This is a genomic window from Vibrio spartinae (assembly GCF_024347135.1).
Taxonomy (GTDB): Bacteria; Pseudomonadota; Gammaproteobacteria; order Enterobacterales; family Vibrionaceae; genus Vibrio; species Vibrio spartinae.
Map to the genome: position 1 here is coordinate 2,777,418 of NZ_AP024907.1, position 20,901 is coordinate 2,798,318.

The 20,901-nt window shown below is 45.0% G+C and carries 20 protein-coding genes; 4 read left to right on the forward strand and 16 right to left on the reverse strand.

Going from position 1 to position 20,901, the window contains the following annotated elements; genetic code table 11:
* Nucleotides 1-248 precede the first annotated feature (248 nt).
* Both OCU60_RS12350 and OCU60_RS12355 read right to left on the reverse strand, forming a co-directional pair.
* Nucleotides 249-2,195: a DNA topoisomerase III gene (locus OCU60_RS12350; protein WP_074373104.1), complete on the reverse strand. Its 1,947-nt coding sequence runs from the start codon at nt 2,193-2,195 to the stop codon at nt 249-251.
* 66 nt (nt 2,196-2,261) lie between these two features.
* Nucleotides 2,262-2,594, reverse strand: coding sequence for a Grx4 family monothiol glutaredoxin (locus OCU60_RS12355; RefSeq protein WP_072956726.1), 333 nt, complete (start codon nt 2,592-2,594; stop codon nt 2,262-2,264).
* Nucleotides 2,595-2,848: 254 nt separating this feature from the next.
* On the opposite strand from OCU60_RS12355, the gene sodB reads away from it, so the two are divergent.
* From sodB to OCU60_RS12375, 4 genes are all read left to right on the forward strand, one after another.
* Nucleotides 2,849-3,433 carry a superoxide dismutase [Fe] gene (gene sodB / locus OCU60_RS12360; RefSeq protein ID WP_074373103.1) on the forward strand — a complete coding sequence of 195 codons (585 nt, stop codon included), beginning with the start codon at nt 2,849-2,851 and terminating at the stop codon, nt 3,431-3,433.
* Nucleotides 3,434-3,848: 415 nt separating this feature from the next.
* Nucleotides 3,849-4,196 (forward strand): hypothetical protein, encoded by a 348-nt coding sequence (locus OCU60_RS12365; protein ID WP_074373101.1) that lies wholly within the window; start codon nt 3,849-3,851, stop codon nt 4,194-4,196.
* Nucleotides 4,197-4,487: 291 nt separating this feature from the next.
* Nucleotides 4,488-5,012 (forward strand): VC2046/SO_2500 family protein, encoded by a 525-nt coding sequence (locus OCU60_RS12370; RefSeq protein ID WP_228448880.1) that lies wholly within the window; start codon nt 4,488-4,490, stop codon nt 5,010-5,012.
* A gap of 177 nt (nt 5,013-5,189) precedes the next feature.
* Nucleotides 5,190-5,861: an SDR family oxidoreductase gene (locus tag OCU60_RS12375; protein ID WP_074371529.1), complete on the forward strand. Its 672-nt coding sequence runs from the start codon at nt 5,190-5,192 to the stop codon at nt 5,859-5,861.
* 37 nt (nt 5,862-5,898) lie between these two features.
* Here the strand turns inward: OCU60_RS12375 and OCU60_RS12380 are convergent, their stop codons facing one another.
* The 14 genes from OCU60_RS12380 to sixA all read right to left on the reverse strand — a co-directional run bounded on the left by OCU60_RS12380 (nt 5,899) and on the right by sixA (nt 20,776).
* The gene (locus tag OCU60_RS12380; protein WP_074371530.1) at nt 5,899-6,654 is read right to left on the reverse strand and encodes an MlaA family lipoprotein; all 756 of its coding nucleotides are present in this window, start codon (nt 6,652-6,654) and stop codon (nt 5,899-5,901) included.
* Between the two features lie 406 nt (nt 6,655-7,060).
* Nucleotides 7,061-7,561, reverse strand: a complete 501-nt coding sequence (locus tag OCU60_RS12385; RefSeq protein WP_074371531.1) for a DUF2802 domain-containing protein — start codon at nt 7,559-7,561, stop codon at nt 7,061-7,063.
* On the reverse strand, nt 7,561-8,055 hold the full coding sequence (locus tag OCU60_RS12390; RefSeq protein ID WP_021018794.1) for a chemotaxis protein CheW: 495 nt from the start codon (nt 8,053-8,055) through the stop codon (nt 7,561-7,563). Before OCU60_RS12390 ends, OCU60_RS12385 begins: the two co-directional genes overlap by 1 nt.
* A gap of 47 nt (nt 8,056-8,102) precedes the next feature.
* A complete protein-coding gene (locus OCU60_RS12395; RefSeq protein ID WP_074371532.1) occupies nt 8,103-9,185 on the reverse strand; it encodes a chemotaxis protein CheW in 1,083 nt (360 codons plus the stop codon).
* Entirely contained in the window at nt 9,175-9,954 is a 780-nt protein-coding gene (locus tag OCU60_RS12400) for a ParA family protein (RefSeq protein ID WP_095533257.1), read from the reverse strand. The genes OCU60_RS12395 and OCU60_RS12400 overlap by 11 nt, the downstream gene beginning before the upstream one ends.
* A gap of 9 nt (nt 9,955-9,963) precedes the next feature.
* Nucleotides 9,964-11,079 carry a protein-glutamate methylesterase/protein-glutamine glutaminase gene (locus tag OCU60_RS12405; RefSeq protein ID WP_095533258.1) on the reverse strand — a complete coding sequence of 372 codons (1,116 nt, stop codon included), beginning with the start codon at nt 11,077-11,079 and terminating at the stop codon, nt 9,964-9,966.
* 24 nt (nt 11,080-11,103) lie between these two features.
* Nucleotides 11,104-13,443, reverse strand: coding sequence for a chemotaxis protein CheA (locus tag OCU60_RS12410; RefSeq protein ID WP_074371533.1), 2,340 nt, complete (start codon nt 13,441-13,443; stop codon nt 11,104-11,106).
* Nucleotides 13,444-13,452: 9 nt separating this feature from the next.
* Nucleotides 13,453-14,175 carry a protein phosphatase CheZ gene (locus tag OCU60_RS12415; RefSeq protein WP_074371534.1) on the reverse strand — a complete coding sequence of 241 codons (723 nt, stop codon included), beginning with the start codon at nt 14,173-14,175 and terminating at the stop codon, nt 13,453-13,455.
* A 70-nt stretch (nt 14,176-14,245) separates the two neighbouring features.
* The gene (gene cheY / locus OCU60_RS12420; RefSeq protein ID WP_074371535.1) at nt 14,246-14,614 is read right to left on the reverse strand and encodes a chemotaxis response regulator CheY; all 369 of its coding nucleotides are present in this window, start codon (nt 14,612-14,614) and stop codon (nt 14,246-14,248) included.
* Nucleotides 14,615-14,659: 45 nt separating this feature from the next.
* Nucleotides 14,660-15,391 carry an RNA polymerase sigma factor FliA gene (locus tag OCU60_RS12425; protein ID WP_074371536.1) on the reverse strand — a complete coding sequence of 244 codons (732 nt, stop codon included), beginning with the start codon at nt 15,389-15,391 and terminating at the stop codon, nt 14,660-14,662.
* Nucleotides 15,384-16,271, reverse strand: a complete 888-nt coding sequence (locus OCU60_RS12430; RefSeq protein ID WP_074371537.1) for a MinD/ParA family protein — start codon at nt 16,269-16,271, stop codon at nt 15,384-15,386. Before OCU60_RS12430 ends, OCU60_RS12425 begins: the two co-directional genes overlap by 8 nt.
* A gap of 13 nt (nt 16,272-16,284) precedes the next feature.
* Nucleotides 16,285-17,799 carry a flagellar biosynthesis protein FlhF gene (flhF, locus tag OCU60_RS12435; RefSeq protein ID WP_074371538.1) on the reverse strand — a complete coding sequence of 505 codons (1,515 nt, stop codon included), beginning with the start codon at nt 17,797-17,799 and terminating at the stop codon, nt 16,285-16,287.
* Nucleotides 17,800-17,827: 28 nt separating this feature from the next.
* A complete protein-coding gene (gene flhA, locus OCU60_RS12440) occupies nt 17,828-19,921 on the reverse strand; it encodes a flagellar biosynthesis protein FlhA (RefSeq protein WP_074371539.1) in 2,094 nt (697 codons plus the stop codon).
* A 387-nt stretch (nt 19,922-20,308) separates the two neighbouring features.
* Nucleotides 20,309-20,776 carry a phosphohistidine phosphatase SixA gene (sixA, locus tag OCU60_RS12445; protein WP_074371540.1) on the reverse strand — a complete coding sequence of 156 codons (468 nt, stop codon included), beginning with the start codon at nt 20,774-20,776 and terminating at the stop codon, nt 20,309-20,311.
* Between the last annotated feature and the right edge of the window lie 125 nt (nt 20,777-20,901).

A 20,901-nucleotide genomic window follows, 5' to 3' on the forward strand; every position in this document is an offset into this window, starting at 1 on the left:
AATTGATAATTACCGACATGATATGGAATTAACTCTCATTTATTTGTTGTTATTCATATAGATATCTAAACCGATCAATCAATAAAAATAAAATTGCTCAACCAGTCAACCATCCTGATGGTGCGACGATTGTCTTTCATAAGCATAATCGATTTACAGAAAGAGACAATCCATTCTTCCGACGACACATTGAAATCAACGATCGCCTCACATCATTAAAACGGCCCGCATCCATACCTTTGCTACCGCTATTTTGAAGCGGTGGATGATTTTCTTGCACCCCGTTTAGCAAACGACTTTCTTGCCCGTGAGCGTTTCACCGGCTGAGGTAGTGAGCGTAAAGAATCCGGTGGTGGTGCGATTTTTACTTGTTGCATTAAACTGTCGATCTGTTGCGTCAGGGTAGTCATAAAAGGCTGATAAGCCTGATTTTTTTCCGCCATATCCTGAAGCTGATGCTCCCATTGAGCCGTCATATCCGGATATGTCGATGCTACGGGCAATGCATGTATCAACCCCCGCCCCGCTGCCGTACTGCGGATCTGTTTTCCTTCCCGCTGTAAGAGTTGACGTTTGATCAACATATCAATGATACCGGCACGGGTTGCTTCCGTGCCAAGCCCGTCGGTTTCCCGTAAAATTTTTTTCAGCGATTTATCTTCAACAAATCGAGCGATTCCGGTCATCGCCAACAATAAGGTTGCTTCAGTAAAAGGCCGTGGAGGTTCGGTCTGATGGTTGCCGATTTCTCCTTCACGACAGGTCAAAACAGTTCCTTTGGCCAGCGGGGGAACGGCTTCAAGACCATCCTGGTCATCATCACGAAACCCCGTAACAACCTTCCAGCCCGGCGAGACCATCTGTTTTCCTTTGGCAATAAAAGTCCCCCCGGCAATATCAAATACCAGTTGAGACTCGGCATAGCACGCAGGCGGATAAAACTGGATCAAGTACTGTCTGGCAATCAATTGATAAATTTTCTGTTCATCACCTGACAATATCGCGGTCTTGGTCTTCGGGGTCGGGATGATGGCATGGTGTGCATCGACTTTACTGTCGTTCCACGCTTTGGATTTCAAAGATAAATCTGCATCCGCGACGGCTTGTTTCAGCGCTGGCGCAATATTTGAGATTGCAGCGGTCACCGAAGCTGACGCCTGCCAATGCTCCGTTGGCAGATAGCGGCAATCTGAACGGGGATAAGTGATCAACTTATGTTTCTCATACAGCCCCTGACATACGTTCAGCACTTGCTGAGCACTCATTCCATATTTTTTCGCTGCATCAATCTGTAAAGCAGAGAGCGAATAAGGTAACGGAGCATTTTGGCGCGTTTGTTTTTGTTCTGAATCCGTGACAGTCGCTGGCTGGCCTTGAATTCGTTTCGCGACGTTTTCGACCAATGGACGATGGAGAACCCGCCCTTCTTCATCCTGCCACGGACGGCAAGCTTCACTCGGTTTCCAGCGGGCCCGAATATCAAAGGCTTGATCTGATGTGTGATAAGGCATCAAGGCATGCAGGGTAAAGTAATCCCGAGGCACAAAGTTTTCAATCGTTTCATCTCGACGAACCACCAGCCCCAGCACTGGTGTCTGAACCCTGCCGACGGACAGCACCCCCTGATAACCAGATTGCTGCCCCAACAGTGTATATGCTCTCGACATGTTCATGCCATATAGCCAATCCGCCCGGGACCGTGCCAATGCAGAGACAGAGAGCGGTATGAATTCTCGGTTTTGCCGAATCTGCTGCAATGCCCGTTTGACCGCAGACGGATTGAGATCGTTAATCAACAGACGTTCCGAGTCTGACCGTCGCTGTTGACTGACTCGGCAATACTCTAACACTTCGTCCACCAACAGTTGCCCCTCACGATCCGGGTCTCCGGCGTGAACAATCTGTAGTGGCGATTTAAGCAGTTTCTTAATCACTGTCAGTTGCCGCGAGGCAGATTTTCGAGGGCGAAGTTGCCATTGCTGCGGCACAATCGGTAAGTCTTCCAGTCGCCACTTCTTATAGCGCTCATCGTAGACTTCCGGTTCAACCTGTTCTAAAAGATGACCGATACACCATGTGACAATATCACCATTACCACAACGAATGCACCCATCCTCCTTCTGGTGGGGGCGGGGTAAAACATCGGCAATCGCACGGCCGAGACTCGGTTTTTCAGCAATAAATAAACGAGGCATAAAAATATAAAGGCCACAAAAATTTGTGGCCTTAACATAACAGGATCAACTGTAATTTTATACAGTTTACTCTTCTTTTTCTACGCGTGCTGCTGCTTCTTTAATCAGGGGTTGTAGCTCACCTTTCTGGAACATTTCCAGAATGATGTCACAACCACCAACCAACTCGCCTTCGATCCATAGCTGAGGAAACGTTGGCCACTGGGCATAAATTGGTAACTCTGCACGGATATCCGGATTCTGGAGAATATCAACATAAGCAAATTTTTCTCCACAAGCCATCAATGCCTGTGCTGCCTGAGATGAAAAACCACAACTAGGTAGCTTAGGCGAACCTTTCATATAAAGCAGAATTGAATTGTCAGAAATCTGCTTTTTAATTTTATCGATTGTTTCCATGATGTCCTCGTCAGAGCGTTTGAAAATATCGACTATTCTAAATCATTAACGGAGAATAAAAAGCCTATTATTATTAGGGTCTCTTCCGCTCAGGATACAACGCTGTCCTGCTGTGTTGACAAATTAGTGCTTTAAATAAAGTAAAAACTTGCTAAAATAGAACCAAGTCAGTCGTTTTGACGAATATCAAAAGAAAATAACTCTGGAAGCTAACTGAAAGAGAGACTCTTTCAAACACAATGGAGAACTGAGCAATGTCATTTGAACTCCCCGCTCTTCCTTATGCAAAAGATGCATTGGAACCTCATATTTCAGCAGAAACACTCGATTATCATCATGGTAAACACCACAACACATATGTGGTTAAGCTGAATGGCCTGATCCCAGGTACTGAATTCGAAAACAAGTCACTTGAAGAGATCATCAAAACTTCATCTGGCGGCGTTTTCAATAACGCGGCTCAGATTTGGAACCACACATTCTACTGGCACTGCCTGTCACCAAACGGTGGCGGTGAACCAACCGGTACTGTTGCTGATGCAATCAATCAGGCGTTTGGTTCTTTCGAAGATTTCAAAGCAAAATTCACAGATTCTGCTATCAACAACTTTGGTTCATCGTGGACTTGGTTGGTGAAAAAAGCTGATGGCTCTCTGGATATTGTCAATACATCCAATGCAGCGACACCAATTACTGAAGCTGGTGTAACACCACTGCTGACTGTTGACCTGTGGGAACACGCCTACTACATCGATTACCGCAACGTGCGTCCTGATTACATGGGTGCTTTCTGGGCACTGGTTAACTGGGACTTTGTGGCTAAAAATCTGGCGAAGTAATTCGGTAATAACCGAATTAACTGTATAAAAACCTCTGTCTCAGACAGGGGTTTTTTATGTGTATTGACGCTCGATTTTCCCTAGTATATGTTTTCCGAAATTCACAGCTGTACGAAAAAACTTATATAAACCAGACAAACGAGACCGAAGCCAGTAAGCGCCTCAAACTTTCAAGCCACAACACAGTTCATAGAGTGCTTGAGATAAATGCCAATAATACTCTCTTATTCAACAAAATAATTAAATACATAAGAAATACTCAGAATTTTCTTGGGTCACCCATTCATATAAATTATGATATTTATATAAATAATTTAAGTATAATAAATCTTTCTAAAGTGATAGATACGCAATATAAAAAGCCATTCTATAATCTCTAACTTACTGTTTATTAACATAATATATAGGAAAAATAATGAAAACATTGTTACTTACTATGGCGTTAATCTCACCATTTGCTAACGCCGAAGCGGTTTATACTGCTGCTCATATTGATTTTGTATTTGCCGGATACTCTGATGGAAGTATATCTTTTATACCAACAGAGGGGACAACCAACCCCGCACATTGCAGCCAAACTCAAGCCTATGCCATGCTTCCTCCCTCAGACACCAAAAGCGCGTTAAGTGTTTTACTTGCTGCAAAGCTAGCAAATAAGAAGGTATATTTCTCCGTTTTAGACAATGTTTGCCACTCTTTTCCACAAACAGATAACCCAGGTTCATTTCCTGTCATTCAACGTATCGGTATTCGTGGAGACTAATCTATAGTTGTAGGTCGATATCATCGATGACCACTACACTAATTAGTTTAATGGCGAAATTTTACTCCAAGAAAAAGTCTGACTTGACCATATTACTCAGCAGATATCTACTTATAGTTTATAGTGATTAAAAAGATTAATCACTATAAATTCGCTCTTTTGGTGACTGACTGTTCAACTAGATGTAATTTTATTTCCTTCCCCCCCCCCCCCAAAAAAAACATAGTAAAGTCACTGAATTCGTTAAAGTCATCTCCTCTACTGCCGATATGTAAGCATCAGACGGAGAAGATGATGCGACAGCAGACCACCGAAATCCAACATACACTGGATAAAGCAAACCTGATCAACGAACTGCAATGTGGGCAGAACGTCAATCAGGCGATCGCACAAAATCGGCGCGCCGATTTTACCTTGCTGCTTGCGATGCTCTCCAACGATATGCGTGAAACCACTGCAACAGAAGTGATTGCTCCAATTCATCATACCGACAGTGAATTACGCAAACACTTTGCACTGACATCACCACAACCCTTACGCTCCGATCAGGAGAGCTATTCATCCGGGGCTCAAATCGCTTTACAATTTCATCAAGGCGGAATGCGTTCGGCAAAACTTCAGCATTACCTACGCCCAGATGCTTTGTCTTACTTCCCTGAACATACTCACCAACTGGAAGAATCGGTTTATCACAACCTCTCCGGTCACCAACGCCGCCAGCTTGAGGACAAAACACCGCCTCAATCTTTAAACTATGACCTTTACAATCAATTGGTTACTAACCGAAGAGTGTCCCAAATTCAGGCTCAGGCCTAACTGTTTTTCTGTAATCACACCGTGATACACCGATGGTTGTGTGAATTACCCCCCAAAACAGATCACATCATGCAGCTTTAAATATATTCTTTGACCCTTTTCACATCCTTCCCTGATGGGTTCAACCATGCTAATCAAACATGAATAAAAATAATAAACCACAGGAAGATGTCAGTCATGCATATCAAGGATTCAATTATTCTAATCACTTCATCAGCAACAATGTTGGGGAGTGCATTAGCTGAGCGCTTCGCTCAACTGGGCGCAAAAATAGTCCTGACAGATACGCACCAACAAGATCTGCTGGCGACTTACACGAGAATCCGAGAGCTTTCAGCCAGTACCAGCTATTTTTTTCTACCGGATTACACACCCGGTTCAATCGAAGCATTGCTGAATTTTATTGCCGAAAAATATCATGAAAGCCCGGACATATTGGTAAACCATTGGCCGAATACCCCATTGCCTTCGGTGACAGATGAGCAACCTTTAGAAATGTTTACGAATAATTTGACTATGATGGCTTCGACAATTTTTTCATTTGGTCAGATGAGTGCTGAACGCATGAGGCGTGACAAAAAAGACGGTGTTATTGTCAATATCATTTCGAACACTGATCAAGAGACTCTCAAAGGATTTGAAAACTCAGCGTCAATGGTCACTGGATTTACCCAAAGCTGGGCAAAAGAATTGACACCATTCAATATACGAGTCGGGGCGGTCATCCCCGTCTTAGAAGCAGCTGATGGCGAATCACGGCCGACACCAGTCTTGTTAGATGAACTGATTCGGAATACCGAATATATTGTAGAAAACGAGTATTTCAGTGGCAGAACCATGTCGACTTGAATCTGCCAACATCAAGACATAAATCAGATGATCACGCTTACTCATTCATATATTGGTCAAATAAGGCTTCCTGCTCCGGATCATAGGTCTCTTTTTTCTCAATTTCAGCTTTGAAATCCTGATGCTGTAAGTAGATTTCTCGGGTCAATGCATAAGGATCGGGAGAGTCCTCCAACATTGATTCCTGATTCACCAATGCTGCCCGACTTTCCATCCCTTCAAAAATCAATTTTGAAACACTCCCCCAGATATTCAAGTAAGAGAGCGGTGCGTAGGTTTCATCCACTAAATCAGTCGCAGCACGGGGCGTATAAGGTCCGGCAGCGGGTACCATCAGATAGGGGCCATTCCCGACCCCGTAGTGCCCGAGAGCATCCCCAAAACCTTTTTGATCGGCTTTGGTAATCCCAGCTTCAGATGCCAAATCAATTAAGCCGAACAATCCGAAAGTCGTATTCAACCAGAAGCGGTTAAAATGATCTAATGCTTGATGGCCCTTCCCCATAAGCAAGTTATTCACCATACTTGCCGGTTCATCAAGATTCGAGAAAAAATTCGTAATTGCACGGCGAATCGGATTGGGGACATGATCCACATAAGCGAGAGAAACCGGTCTGATCACGTAAGGATCAAGATAATCGTAATTCAGAGCCCAGAAACTGCGATTGACGCCTTCAAGCGGATCATTTACCGATGCATTAGGGTCTTGTGGATTAACGTGCCCCGTTGTGCTGCATCCAACCAAAACCAATAGAATAAAGCCTAGACAAAGCCGCTTGATACGGTTATTCATTTTATCTTTCCGTTCTCTTTCTTGACCCAGATACGAACGATCAATCCGGCAAAGCAGTTGCGTCCTATCTATGACCGATCACTCAAAACTCGCTAAGTATATTCATATCGTTTATCAATAACAATGTTAACCGACTCTCTGGATAACCAGATCAGTTTGTTGATAACAAATATTCTGGATGTTACTCCGTTACACGCTAAATTGATTCGAACGATTTCGACAAATCATTGCCACCAATTCAATATACCTTCAGAGAAATTTAGCACATTTTTGTAGATCAGGACTGAAAAGTTCGCGACGAACAACCGCAGAAGTAAACAACCTTGCTATACACGAATCGCGTATGTCCCACAGCATTTTCTACAAGCGATAAAAAAGAAGTCCGCAGACTTCCTTTTTAATCAACTTATACACTTCTCTTTTTCGGAGGTGCTTTCCGTTTGACAGCACCACCTTCCGGACGCCCCCTCAACGGTGGCACTTTTTCTTCTCCGGAGAGTTTCTTCTGGAGTGAAAGCATCAGTTCTGCCTCAGCTTTAGGCAACTCACACTCTTCAATTAATTCATTGATATCAGCACCAAGCTGCACCATTTTTGAAGCACGGGTGTAAAGCCGGGCATCGCTGTCTTGCTGTTCCAATTCTTTAATTCGCTCATCCTGATGCAAAATAATTTGCTCCTGCTCGGAGATTTTTTGCCCCAGTCCCACGACGACAGAACGCAGCTCAACAAGCTGCTTACTCGCCTTTTGCAACGACTTATCTAATACCCTTGACTCCTGACGACGCATCTCAGACTGCTTTAAAATTAGACGCCTTAGACGGTATATTGTCAGGATCAACAAGAAAACAACAAAAATAGCTCCCCCGAGCAATACGGGAAAGCTTAATAAAATGTCACGATACATTATAAGTGAGCCACTTCATCCCACTCGTCATCATTCAAAAGCTTGTTCAGATCAACCAGAATCAATAGTTTGCCTTCCCGATTGCTGACACCTTGAATGAATTTAGAGCTTTCATCCGTTCCGACACTTGGTGTCGTGTCAATTTCAGAGGTTCGCAAGTAAACGACTTCTGCAACACTATCAACCAAAATGCCGATAACTTGACGTTCAGACTCAATCACAATAATTCGAGTATTGTCGGTCACTTCACCATCAATCAAACCAAAACGAGATCGGGTATCAATCACCGTCACCACATTTCCCCGTAGATTGATAATCCCCAACACATAATCAGGTGCTCCGGGAACAGGGGCGATTTCAGTATAACGAAGGACTTCCCGAACTTGCATCACATTAATGCCGTAAGTTTCTTCCTCTAACTGGAACGTCACCCACTGAAGCACTTCATCATTAGACTTATCTTTTTTCACTTCTACTTCATTTGTATGAGACATACCTTATCCTCTCTAAGTCGAATCCGACACTAATGTTTTCGGTAAATCTAATCACTATCGAGTGCTTTAACATCTAATCCAGCCTTTAACATGGCGGTTAATGCTTCAACATGAATCAAAGCACACATTTTCTCTTTTACCATTCCGGCAAGCCAAGGGCGTTTGCCAGCTCGTTCACGCCAACGAACCTCTTCAGGATTCAATGATTCGGTTCCTCTCAATTGACCGCATGCGAGCCCCCAAGTACTGTCACCAAGCATCACGATGTATTGATAGGAATCCTTATAATCATCATTTTTTAACTTTTCAGACATGACCCAACGGGCAGTATCGACAACATCCAATTGCTGATCACGATTCGTCTGTAAACCGAGATACCATTGAGGTCTGCCAATTAAATGACTGACTTTTTCAAGACGATGGATACCACCTAATTCATCCAACGGTACAGCAAATATAATTTCATTGACTTCAAAATACAGTACCTGAAAGTTTTCAGCCCGTTCCGTACTATGCCAAGTCATCTCTCCAACCGTATCACCAGACTGAGTCTGAAGTTCTGGCTGGGTATCCGATTGCTGTTCAATATTCTCCTGAACATCTTCGACTTGAGTCGTCTGAACTGTCATCTCAGGTTCAGGTTCAACAGCCAGAGGTTCGCTTATCACTTCTGCTGTTGCAACCTCGTCTTCCAATACATCATCCGATGCAATATCGACATCAGATGGTGTTGCGACTTCGATCACTTCTTCAGATTGAAGGTCAATATCCCAGCTCTGAATCTCATTTTCTTCAACACGTACATCTTGATGGACAGAAATCTCCTGAGTATTTTTATCCAGCAATGCTTCAAGATCTTCAATTTCATCAACTGGATTCGATGATTCCATCTGATTCAAGAGTCGCTGTACATCCTCAAGATTCGGAAACGGTGCTTCATTTTGATGAGCCGCTGATGCTTCAGTCACACTAACACGCTGTGCCTGTAATTGTGGTACAACTTCAGGTTCTTGCGAAACTTGTGCGTTTTTTTCTTGAACCAGCTCTAACTCCCCTGCCTCTTCATCTAATAAGGCAGCAAAGTAATCATCTAGAGCCTGTTCACTCGACAACGCGACATCACGATTCATTAATCGCCAACCTCTCTAAGTAGATAAGCAATTGTTTGTATGCAAATACACCCCGACTACCTTCAGCAAAGTGAGACGCAGGCAGACGTTTCAAACTTGCATCTCTGAACTTAGTATCGATCGGCACAGCAGACGTCCAGACTTGCTCCGGATAATCTTTTTTCAACTGAGTTAATGTCTGCAGAGAGGCTCTTGTTCTTTTGTCATACATCGTCGGAACAATTGTCACTTTGAACTCTCGGCTCCGTGACTTCTGCATGATACTGAGTGTCCGCACCATCCGTTCTAAGCCTTTCATCGCCAGAAACTCAGTCTGAACAGGAATCAAAATCCGGTCGCTAGCCGCTAGAGCATTGACCATCATCACACCTAAAATAGGTGGACAATCAATTAATACATAATCGTATTGATGACGAAGGGCTAGCAGCGCTTTTTTTAGAATCAGTCCCATGCCACTTCGGTTACCCATCACCCGATCCAGCGTTGCCAGAGACATATGAGCCGGAATCAGATCCATCCCTTCAATATCGGTCTCAATGACAAGAGGACGCACTAATTTTTCTTCCAAAGATGGCAACTGGAACAGATCGAATAAGCTTGACTCAACATGATCAGAATCATAACCGAGATAAGTCGTCAGTGAAGCGTGTGGGTCAGTATCCACCAGAAGCACCCGATGACCTTTTTTGCATAACAGACCAGCCAACGTAATGGTTGTCGTTGTTTTTCCTACTCCACCTTTTTGATTGGCAATACTCCAAACAATCATCGGTTTTCCTTATGCAAGACCCACTTCTACTAAAATACGCTCAGCGATACGTTCCAAAGGCAAGCTTTCAGACGAGATTCCCGCTTTAGCGACAGCCTGAGGCATACCATAAACAACACAACTCTCTTCGTCTTGTGCCCAAATCGTTGCCCCAGCTTGCTTCAACATCCGGGCACCTTCCCGCCCATCAGCCCCCATGCCGGTCAATACAATTGAAAGGACTTTATCTGCGTAAATCTTTGATGCGGAACCAAACGTTACATCGACACAAGGTTTATAGTTCATCCGTTCACCGCCATCGAGAATACGAATTTTGGCAGCGCCTGCCCGTCCCTCGACCATCATCTGTTTACCACCGGGAGCCAAGTAAGCAACCCCTGGCTGCAAAACATCACCATCGGCGGCTTCTTTAACCGATATCTGACATAGAGAATCAAGGCGGCTGGCAAAAGCAGCAGTAAAGGTCGCTGGCATATGCTGGATCAACAAAATAGGATGAGGATAATTCGCGGGTAACTTCACCAGTATTTTTTGCAGAGCAACCGGGCCTCCGGTTGACGTTCCGATAGCAGTCAATTGATATCGTTTACCACTCGCCTTAAAGCGAGTCGGCACCAAATTGGCACTACCACTCAAAGGACGAGTCGTTCGTGTTGTCGTCTGAGTCGGAGTTGATGTTGTTGTGTTCAACCGAGAAGAAAGCGGAGAGACACGACGAAGATAAGCTTTCTTCCGTGCGATCTCTAAAACACGCTGTTGCAATAACGTCACCGCTTCATCACGGTTACGGGCAATGTCTTCAAATTTCTTGGGCAGAAAGTCCATCGCACCAGCATCGAGTGCATCCAGTGTTGCTTTCGCACCATCATGAGTAAGGGAAGAGAACATCAATATTGGCGTCGGATTATCTGCCATTATTTCTCTCACAGCAGAGATACCGTCTAACACGGGCATCTCTACATCCATCGTAATGACGTCTGGATTCAAGCGTTTTGCCTTTTCAACAGCTTCTCGACCATTGATTGCGACGTCAATGACTTCTAAACGCGATTCCGAGTTAATGATCTCACTAACACGACGTCTGAAAAAACTTGAGTCATCAACCACCAAAACTCTTATCGCCATATTTTCCCTTATTCAACCTATCAGTTAGATGCGAGATGCTGCCGCATAGTTTTTCAATAAATCAGGAACATCCAGTATTAATGCAATATGTCCGTCACTGGTAATCGTTGCGCCAGCCATCCCCGGAGTTCCTTGCAGCAAATTATCCAACGGCTTAATCACAACTTCTTCTTGGCCTATCAATGTATCTACCACGAAACCAACTCTTTGGTTCCCCAACTGTACAATGACAACATGCCCATGCCCTTTACGATGTTCAATAATGCCCTTACGAGGCGCAAGCCAATTTTGTAAATAGAACAAGGGGATGGATTTTTCGCGTACGATAATCGTCAGCTGTCCGTCCACCACATTCGTCCGGCTCAAATCCAGATGGAAAATCTCACTCACACTTGCCAGCGGTAACGCGAACGGACTTCCTGCAACACCGACCATGAGTGTAGGCAGTATTGCCAGTGTCAACGGAACTTTGATAGCAATTTTGGTCCCTTTCCCAATTTCGGAGTCGATATCGATAGAACCATTCAGCGTATTAATCGCTGTTTTAACCACGTCCATACCAACACCACGGCCTGAGATGTCAGATATTTGATCTTTACTAGAGAATCCCGGCATGAAAATGAGGTTAAAGCACTCTTTATTTGTCAGACGAGAAGCGGCATCTTCATCCATGAGCCCTTTCTTAACAGCAATACCTCTCAGTTTATCCGGATTCATGCCCGCACCATCATCAATGATGCACAGTTCAATGTGGTCACCTTCTTGCGATGCAGATAACAACACTTTCCCAGTGCGAGATTTGCCGGATTTCACACGATCATCCGGCATTTCAATCCCATGGTCGACAGAGTTGCGGACCAAGTGAATCAGTGGGTCTGCAAGCGCTTCAACGAGGTTTTTATCCAGATCAGTCTCTTCACCACGCATTTCCAGCACAATGTCTTTCTTCAGGCTTCTCGCCAAATCCCGAACGACACGAGGAAAACGGCCGAATACTTTCTTGATCGGCTGCATTCTCGTTTTCATGACAGCACCTTGCAGATCAGCCGTCACAACATCTAAATTCGATACAGCTTTTGACATTTCTTCATCATTGCTGTTCAAACCAAGACTGAGCAGGCGATTCCGGACAAGGACCAACTCACCGACCATGTTCATGATGGTATCCAGTGTGGATGTATCCACACGGACACTCGCTTCAGCCTGTGGTTTTTTCACAGCAGCGACTTCTTTGGACTCCCGTGTCGCAACCTGTGTTTTCGCTTCTGGTTTCTCTTTGACTGGCGGAGTAACCGCTGGTTTCGCTTGCGCGCTCACTTTTGGTGCTGCGGATTCTTTTTTCGGAGGCTCTGCTACTTCCGCGACAGGCTCAACATTAGCCGATACCGGTCTGACCGCCATTTCCAATTCTTCTATCGACGGCCCTTTGCCAGCACCGTGTAACTCATCCAGCAATTTTTCGAACTCATCATCGGTCATCAGATCACTGTCACCGCCACTTGAGGCAGGTGTTGACGACTGAGCAGCTGGATCTACTGCTGGTGTTTTCTTCGGTGGTGGTGGCGCAGTAATTGGTTCGGCATCTTCAACGGAAGGTCCCTTCCCAACACCGTGCAACTCATCAAGTAATTTCTCGAATTCATCATCGGTAATATCACCACTATCACTTACTGTATGCTGCTGTGGTGATGCTTTAGATGTCTGACCTGATTCTTTTGGCGTAGATTCATTTGATGTAGATGGAGAGCCATGTACCGGAGATTTCCCCTTACCATGGAGTTCATCCAACAGTCGCTCAAACTCATCTTGGGTAATTTCATCAATCGATTGAGCACTTGACGGCTCAGAAGCCGCGTTGTTTTCTGGTGGCGGTGTTGGTTGAGGGATATCTTCAACAGATGCTGCAGGCTCTTCATCGAGCACTGATGTATCCGGGGATTGTCCGGTATCCTCTGATTCATCGTCATCTGCTGAAGCGGGCTGAGAAAGTCGGTGTAACTCTTCCAATAAGATTGGGTCTGCGGGTTCGAGTGGTTCACGATCTTGGACAGCTTGGAACTGTTCGTTCACAGTATCTAAAGCCCGTAACATTGTATCCATAAGACCAGATGTTACTTTTCGCTGCCTGTTTCGTAATGTATCAAAAACATTTTCTGCACCGTGACAGGTTGCAACCAACTCAGTTAAAGCAAGGAAACCAGCGCCCCCTTTTACCGTATGGAACCCTCGAAAAATTGCATTTAAAAGGTCGTTATCTTCAGGATTATTTTCAAGCTCAACCAACTGCTCGGACAACAGCTCTATTATTTCACCTGCCTCAACTAAAAAATCCTGTAAAATATCTTCGTCTAATTCGTAGCTCATACGGCACCTCTAAAAACCAAGACTCGATAACAAATCGTCAACTTCGTCTTGAGATGAAACAGCATCACTTCTTTCATGAGGATTCAAAATTGGCCCCTCAGGAGCAGTGGCTTGATGTTTTGTATTATCTTCTTGTTGTTCTGATTGCTCTGTTCCAAACACGGTAAGAATATCAACCAATCGCTGCTCAACTTCATTCACCAGTGTGATAACCCGTCGAATAATCTGTCCCGTCAGGTCTTGGAAATCTTGAGCCATGAGAATGTCCATCAACTCGCCACGTAACTCCGAACTATCACCTTCAATCTGACTAAGTAGGTCATCAATTCTATGGCAGAGTGCTTTGAACTCATCTAATGCGATTCGGCCTTTCATGAGCTCGTTCCATTGAGGACGAACATCCAGAAGCGTCTGGTGCAATTGATCAGCGATAGGCATACAGCGGTCAACGGCATCCATCGTTTTGTTAGCAGCAACCTCGGTTTTGGTAATGACATACTGGAGGCGGTCTTTTGCATCAGGAATTTCAGCTGTCGCAATCTCACTCATCCGTTCATCAACGGTGAACTCCTTGATCGATTCATGCAGTTCTCGGGTCAGCTCGCCAATCTGCTGAAACATAGGTTCGGCAGACTTAGACTTGTATATCGCCACCAATAATGCATTAGCTTCTTCTTTTTTGCCGCATTCCAATAAATGGACGAGCTGTTGTGCTTGTTCTAATTCAATCATCCTGAAGAGCCTTTATACGCGAATAAATGTTTCTCTTACCTGATCAGGTACTCAGATCAAAGTTCAAGACTTATAAACGCTCAAAGATTTTATCCAACTTTTCCTTAAGCGTAGCCGCTGTAAATGGTTTGACAATATAGCCATTCACGCCGGCCTGAGCAGCTTCAATAATTTGCTCACGCTTCGCTTCGGCTGTAATCATCAACACAGGAAGGTGCTTAAGCTCCTCATCAGAACGAATGTGTCTCAGTAAATCAATCCCTTGCATTCCCGGCATATTCCAGTCGGTCACGACAAAGTCAAAATCACCTTTCTTAAGCATAGGCAAAGCCGTTAACCCGTCATCAGCTTCTTGAGTATTATTAAAACCCAAGTCGCGGAGCAGGTTTTTCACTATTCGGCGCATTGTTGAAAAATCGTCAACAATAAGGATTTTCATGTTTTTATTCAAAATTGCCTCCACTGAGTATGAGATCAGTGATATTTAGTCATTTTGTGTCCAAGAACGCAGCTTTGTTCTTAAACGCTGCATGGTTTGGCTCAATATTTGGCTTACGCGAGACTCACTTACACCAAGCACTTCACCAATTTCTTTTAAGTTTAGCTCTTCATCATAATAGAGCGAAAGTACTAAAGCTTCACGTTCGGGAAGCGATTTTATTGATTCAACCAATGCTTTACGAAATGATTCGTCAGCAACACCTTTAAATGGTGAGTTATCATCACTATCAAAAGGTGATATTGCATCATCAGAAACACCTAAATCTTCGATGCCAACAATCCGAGAACTGTTTATATCGGTAATGACGCCATGATATTGATCTAACGACATTCCCAGATGCTTAGCAACTTCTGTATCGGTCGGTTCACGATTTAATTCACCTTCAAGTACCGAAACTGCTTGGCTGATCTCACGATTATATTTATGAACAGATCGAGGAACCCAGTCTCCACGACGAATATCATCCAACATTGCACCGCGAATACGGATCCCCGCATAAGTTTCAAAACTGGCACCTTTACTATTATCATAGTTTTTTTGCGCTTCGAGTAGTCCGATCATGCCCGCTTGAATTAAATCTTCGACCTGAACACTCGGTGGTAACCGTCCGATCAAGTGGTGTGCGATACGCTTAACCAATACAGAATACTTTTCCAGAAAAGCCTGCTGATTATTGAGATTTCCATATTGATCGTACGTCAGCGCCTTATTCACCAAAAGGTTCCCCTACTATTTCAGTTCGATTTAGCAACCGTTCAACAAAAAATTCCAAATGGCCGCTCGGTGTTTTGGGTATTGGCCATGTTAATGCTTTATTCGCCAAAGAGCTAATCGCAAGCGATGCCGGTGAGCGTGGAAATGCATCAACAATGATTTTTTGTTTTTTCACCGCCTGACGCACATTATCATCTAAAGGTATACATGCGACGAGTTCTATGCCGACATTGAGGAACCGCTCTGTGACTAAGGTCAACTTCGCGAACAATTCACGCCCTTCCCGATAACTCCGCACCATGTTCGCAACAATTTTAAAACGCGGCACCTGATGCTCACGACTCAATAACTTAATTAAAGCATAAGCATCGGTAATTGATGTGGGTTCATCACAAACAACGACAACAACATCCTGCGCCGCCCGAGCGAAGCTCACAACCATATCAGAAATACCAGCTGCCGTGTCAACCAACAGCACGTCCATTTCTTCTTCCAGACTACCAAATGCCCGAATTAACCCGATATGTTGCGCATGGGACAACTCAACCATGGACTTAGTGCCGGAAGTCGCTGGGATAATTCTAATCCCATATGGTCCTTCAACGATAGCATCTTTTAACTCACACTCACCAGCTAGGACATGTCCCAGATTCTTTTTGGGACGAATACCTAACATGACATCTACGTTTGCCAATCCCAGGTCAGCATCAAGTACCATTACTTTTTTGCCCTGACGAGCCATACTCATTGCCATACCCAAAGTTACGTTGGTTTTCCCAACGCCACCTTTCCCACCAGTCACTGCAATCACTTTTGTCAGTGTTGGTTGGCTTAAACGGCGTAAGCCGCTTGCTTGGTCGAAAATCATTTTATCTGTCATATTTATTCGCCGCCTAGATTCTCTCTGAGTCACTGCTCCAGTAGTGAGGCTCATTGTCAGCCGACTTCTCTAGCAATTCGTTCGCTTTCGCTACCATATATTTTGGCTGAGCAATCACAATATCTTCAGGGACACGCTGGCCATTCGCGATATAAGCGACTGGTAACGCATTTTCTACCACCACACTCACAAACTCTCCCAAACTCAAGGATTCATCCAATTTAGTCATGATGCATCCGGATAAGGGAATTCGTCTGAAGTGGTCAATGGTTTCCTGAAGTACCTTTCTCTGTGCTGTTGCTGGTAAAACTAAATAACTTTTGATCACTCCACCACGGTCCTGCATTAAAGTGTCAAGTTGTTCAGACAAGCGCACATCTCTTTGCCCCATACCTGCTGTATCCACAAGAATCAGACGTCGATTTCGTAACTGTTGAACTACATCGGCTAACTCGTTGGAATCTTTAGCAACTTTTACTGGGCATCCCATAATCCTGCCATATATCGCTAATTGCTCATGGGCACCAATACGATAAGTATCCGTTGTTACCAGCGCGACATTATCCGAACCGTATTCCATTGCTGCTCTGGCAGCCAATTTTGCAACGGTTGTCGTTTTCCCGACACCCGTCGGCCCGAGCAAGGCGACAATCCCGCCTCGCTTTAAAATATCCTGATTGACGACCGGAATCTGATCCGACACTAACCCAAGTAAAGCGCGCCATGCTTTGGGTGGTGGTGTATCTTCCGGTATATAACAAGCAAGCTGATCCGCCAGTTCCAGTGACAGTCCCATCCGAGACAATCGCTTGATTAACATGGCTCGGAGAGGCTCTCGACGCTCAACCTCTTGCCACATTAAGCCGGAAACCTGATGTTCCAGAAGACGACGAATCGAGTTGATATCTTCTTTCATCAAATCAAAATCCTGCGTATTCTGAACGTCTTCTTCGCGTTTCTGGCGACGCTCATAACGAGAAGGATCGAGTTGAGGCTTGTGCTGTGCTTCGCGCTCTTCCCATCGACTGACGGGCGAGTGATCTCCGTTGCGTGAAGTGCCATTGCTCGCTGAAGCATCTTTTTCTTTGGCTTGACGCTGTAGCAAAGACGACAGCGAATCTTCACGTGTCGGCTCTTCGTCTGACTGAGCTGGCGTATACTGTTTCAGTAAATTGGCAAAGCGGTTGGTCATTGAACCACGTTGACTGGACGGCTGTTGCTGCCGTTGGGGTTTCTGAAGCGTTGCCGCAGTCCGTTGACCGAGTTGGACGCGATCCTCTTCTAGCTCACGTCGTCTGGATGAAGTGACGGAAGGTGAAGGTTGAGGCGCATCCCGGTAACGCGGTTGAGAATTATAACCGTGAACTTGTGTCTTGGGAGCGGCGGTATCGCTGTCAACCGCAGCAACGATTTCTACCCCACCTGCAACTTTTTTATTAGACATGATCACCGCATCAACCCCAAGTTCCTCTTTCACTTGAAGTAGTGCTGTTTTCATATCTTTAGCAAAAAATCGTTTTATCTTCAAAGCAGCAACCCACCATCATGTTTATCTGCTAGTTACCGACAGCCTGTACAATTCGAATCTGTTTCTCGTCAGGAATCTCCTGATAAGAAAGTACGCGCAAGTTGGGTATCGTATTTTTCACAAATTTAGCCAGTGTGGCGCGCAGAACACCCGATGTGAGTAGAACTGCCGGCTCACCTTTCAACTCCTGCTCCTGAGTCGCCTGACTCAAAGAAGATTGAAGCCGCTCAGCGAGACCAGGTTCAATCCCTGCAGACTCTCCACCTGACGCCTGCATTGTCTGATGCAATAATTGTTCCAATTCAGGAATCAGTGTAATCACTGGCAATTCTGGCTCTATACCATTGATTTCCTGAACAATTAGACGTCTTAGGGAAATTCGAGCAGCAGCCGTCAAAATGTCAGGTTCTTGACTCTTCCCAGAATATTCTGCGAGGGTTTGAACAATGGTGCGAATGTCACGGATCGGGATCGCCTCATTCAATAAATTTTGCAGAACTTTAACGACGGTGCCTAATGGCAGTTGGTCCGGCACAAAGTTCTCGACCAGTTTTGGCGCACTACGCGATAACATCTCCAACAAATTCTGAACTTCTTCGTGACCGATCAGCTGGGCAGCATTATTCGTGAGTAACTGACTCAAATGGGTCGCTAAGACCGTCGATGAATCGACAACGGTATAACCCAATGCCTGAGCATGTTCTCGCTGATCTTCACGAATCCAAACCGCTTCTAAGCCAAATGCAGGGTCAAAGGTCTGTTCGCCGTCAATCAGTCCATAGACTTGCCCCGGATTAATTGCTAACTCCTGATCAGGCCGAATTTCAGCTTCCCCGACAGCAACGCCCATCAAAGTAATCCGGTAACTGTTCGGGGTTAACTCGAGATTATCCCGGATATGAACAGGCGGGATCAGAAAACCAAAATCTTGTGAGAGTTTCTTTCTGACGCCTTTTACCCGCTCTAATAATTCACCGCCTTGATCGCGATCCACCAGCGGGATTAACCGATAGCCCACTTCCAACCCAATAATATCAACCGGCTGAACGTCATCCCAAGACAGCTCTTTTAACTTCGGAGACTCAGTATCCATTTCTGCAGGCAATTGCTCGTTTTCAGCGGCTTTATCTTGTTTTTTATGTAACCAATAGGCGCCACCGCCAGCCAGAGAAGCCAGTAGCAAAAAAGCAAAATGAGGCATACCGGGCACGATTCCCATCACACCTAAAATTGCAGCCGTGATCATGAGTGCTTTCGGATTGTCGAACAGCTGGAAGATCAGCTGCTGCCCCATATCTTCATCGGTATTTTGACGCGTCACCATGATCGCAGCACCGATAGACAGGAGCAATGACGGAATTTGTGCGACCAAACCGTCACCAATCGTCAGCAAAGTATATATCTGAATTGCCTCACCGAAACTCAGATCATACTGGATCATCCCAATGGTCAATCCACCGACAATGTTGATGAATAGGATGAGAATCCCCGCTATCGCATCACCTTTCACAAACTTTGAAGCACCGTCCATTGAACCGTAAAAGTCAGCTTCTTTCGTCACTTCAAACCGACGAAGACGAGCTTGCTCTTGCTCTATCAATCCGGCATTCAAATCAGCATCAATTGCCATCTGTTTCCCGGGCAATGCATCTAACGTAAAGCGAGCACTTACTTCGGAAATCCGGCCAGCCCCTTTGGTGACAACCATAAAGTTAATAATCATCAAAATCAGGAAAACCACCAGACCCACAGCATAGTTCCCACCAATCACCACGCTACCGAATGCTTCTATCACACTACCGGCAGCCCCCGGGCCGCCATGACCATACAATAAAACAACCCGAGTCGATGCGACGTTCAATGCTAAGCGCAATAACGTTGCTATCAGCAATACAGAAGGAAAAGCAGCGAAGTCGAGTGGTCTGCGCGTATAGACGGTCACCAACAAGACGACCATCGACAAAGCAATGTTAAACGTAAAAAAGAGGTCCAACATAAATGCCGGGATAGGCAAAACCACCATCCCCAGCGTTGCAAGTACCATGACAGGAGCACCGATAGCAGGGATCGTTCGCCGTGGCATGGCCGGTAATTTGTCAGCAAATGGCAGCGTAAACTTCATAGATGACCGTTCATAATTCTCTGTTGGGAGTTGAAGAGCCTGAATTTCAGGCCGTCATTGGGAATTTTGGGATTTCTCGGTTCATGCAATAATTGCACCATAAACATGTCAAATTTATGGCTCGCTGGCTTAGTTATCACTCAGAGCACTGAAATGATCTGGATGAACCCAGAATAATAGCGCTGAACAAGGAATGGATCATAGAAATGGCGTCATATACAACAAAGATAGGAAATCAATCACTCTGGGACCATCACAAGGGACAAACGTCAATAACCCAACATGACTCCCTCTTTGACTTCAGATTGGGGGGAACATACTGCCTCACTGTTCCTCCCTTTCTGACAAAGGTCTGTGAACCCGTCTTGAACCGCAATCACCGGCAAATTATTTTGGCGCAAGACGCCACAATAACTCACCCTGCTGTGTTTCAGGTACGTAATCAAGACAAGCCAATCCGGATGTTGGAAACATCGGTGCCGGCATGTCTCTGACGAACTCACTGGTCAAGTAACCGACCAAAGGTAAGTGGGAAACGAGAAAAAATGAATTGACCCGTTCAATATCAGCCAAAGCCATCAAATAATCGAACACTCGATCCGATTTACCGTAAGGCGTTATATCATCGCAAGTTTCGACACTGCAAGCATCGACGTAAGTAGCGATTTCCTGCCATGTTTCTTGCGCTCTAAGATAAGGGCTAATCAACACTTTATCGACGCTGATTCTCTGTATGTCACTCGTCTGTTTCATCACTGAAACAGACTCTCTCTTCCCAAGCTCGGTCAAAGGCCGATCCGCATCACCTGTCGCGCAATATCCCGCTTCTCCATGACGCATAATAAAAATTTTCATACGATGGCTACCTTAATACCCCATTAAACTCACAGGTGAGTTTATACTCACTCAATATAGCCAAATCCTGATTTTCGTCGTTAGAGAAACCTCTACTCTATATTGGCTGCTTCACTCGAATTGAG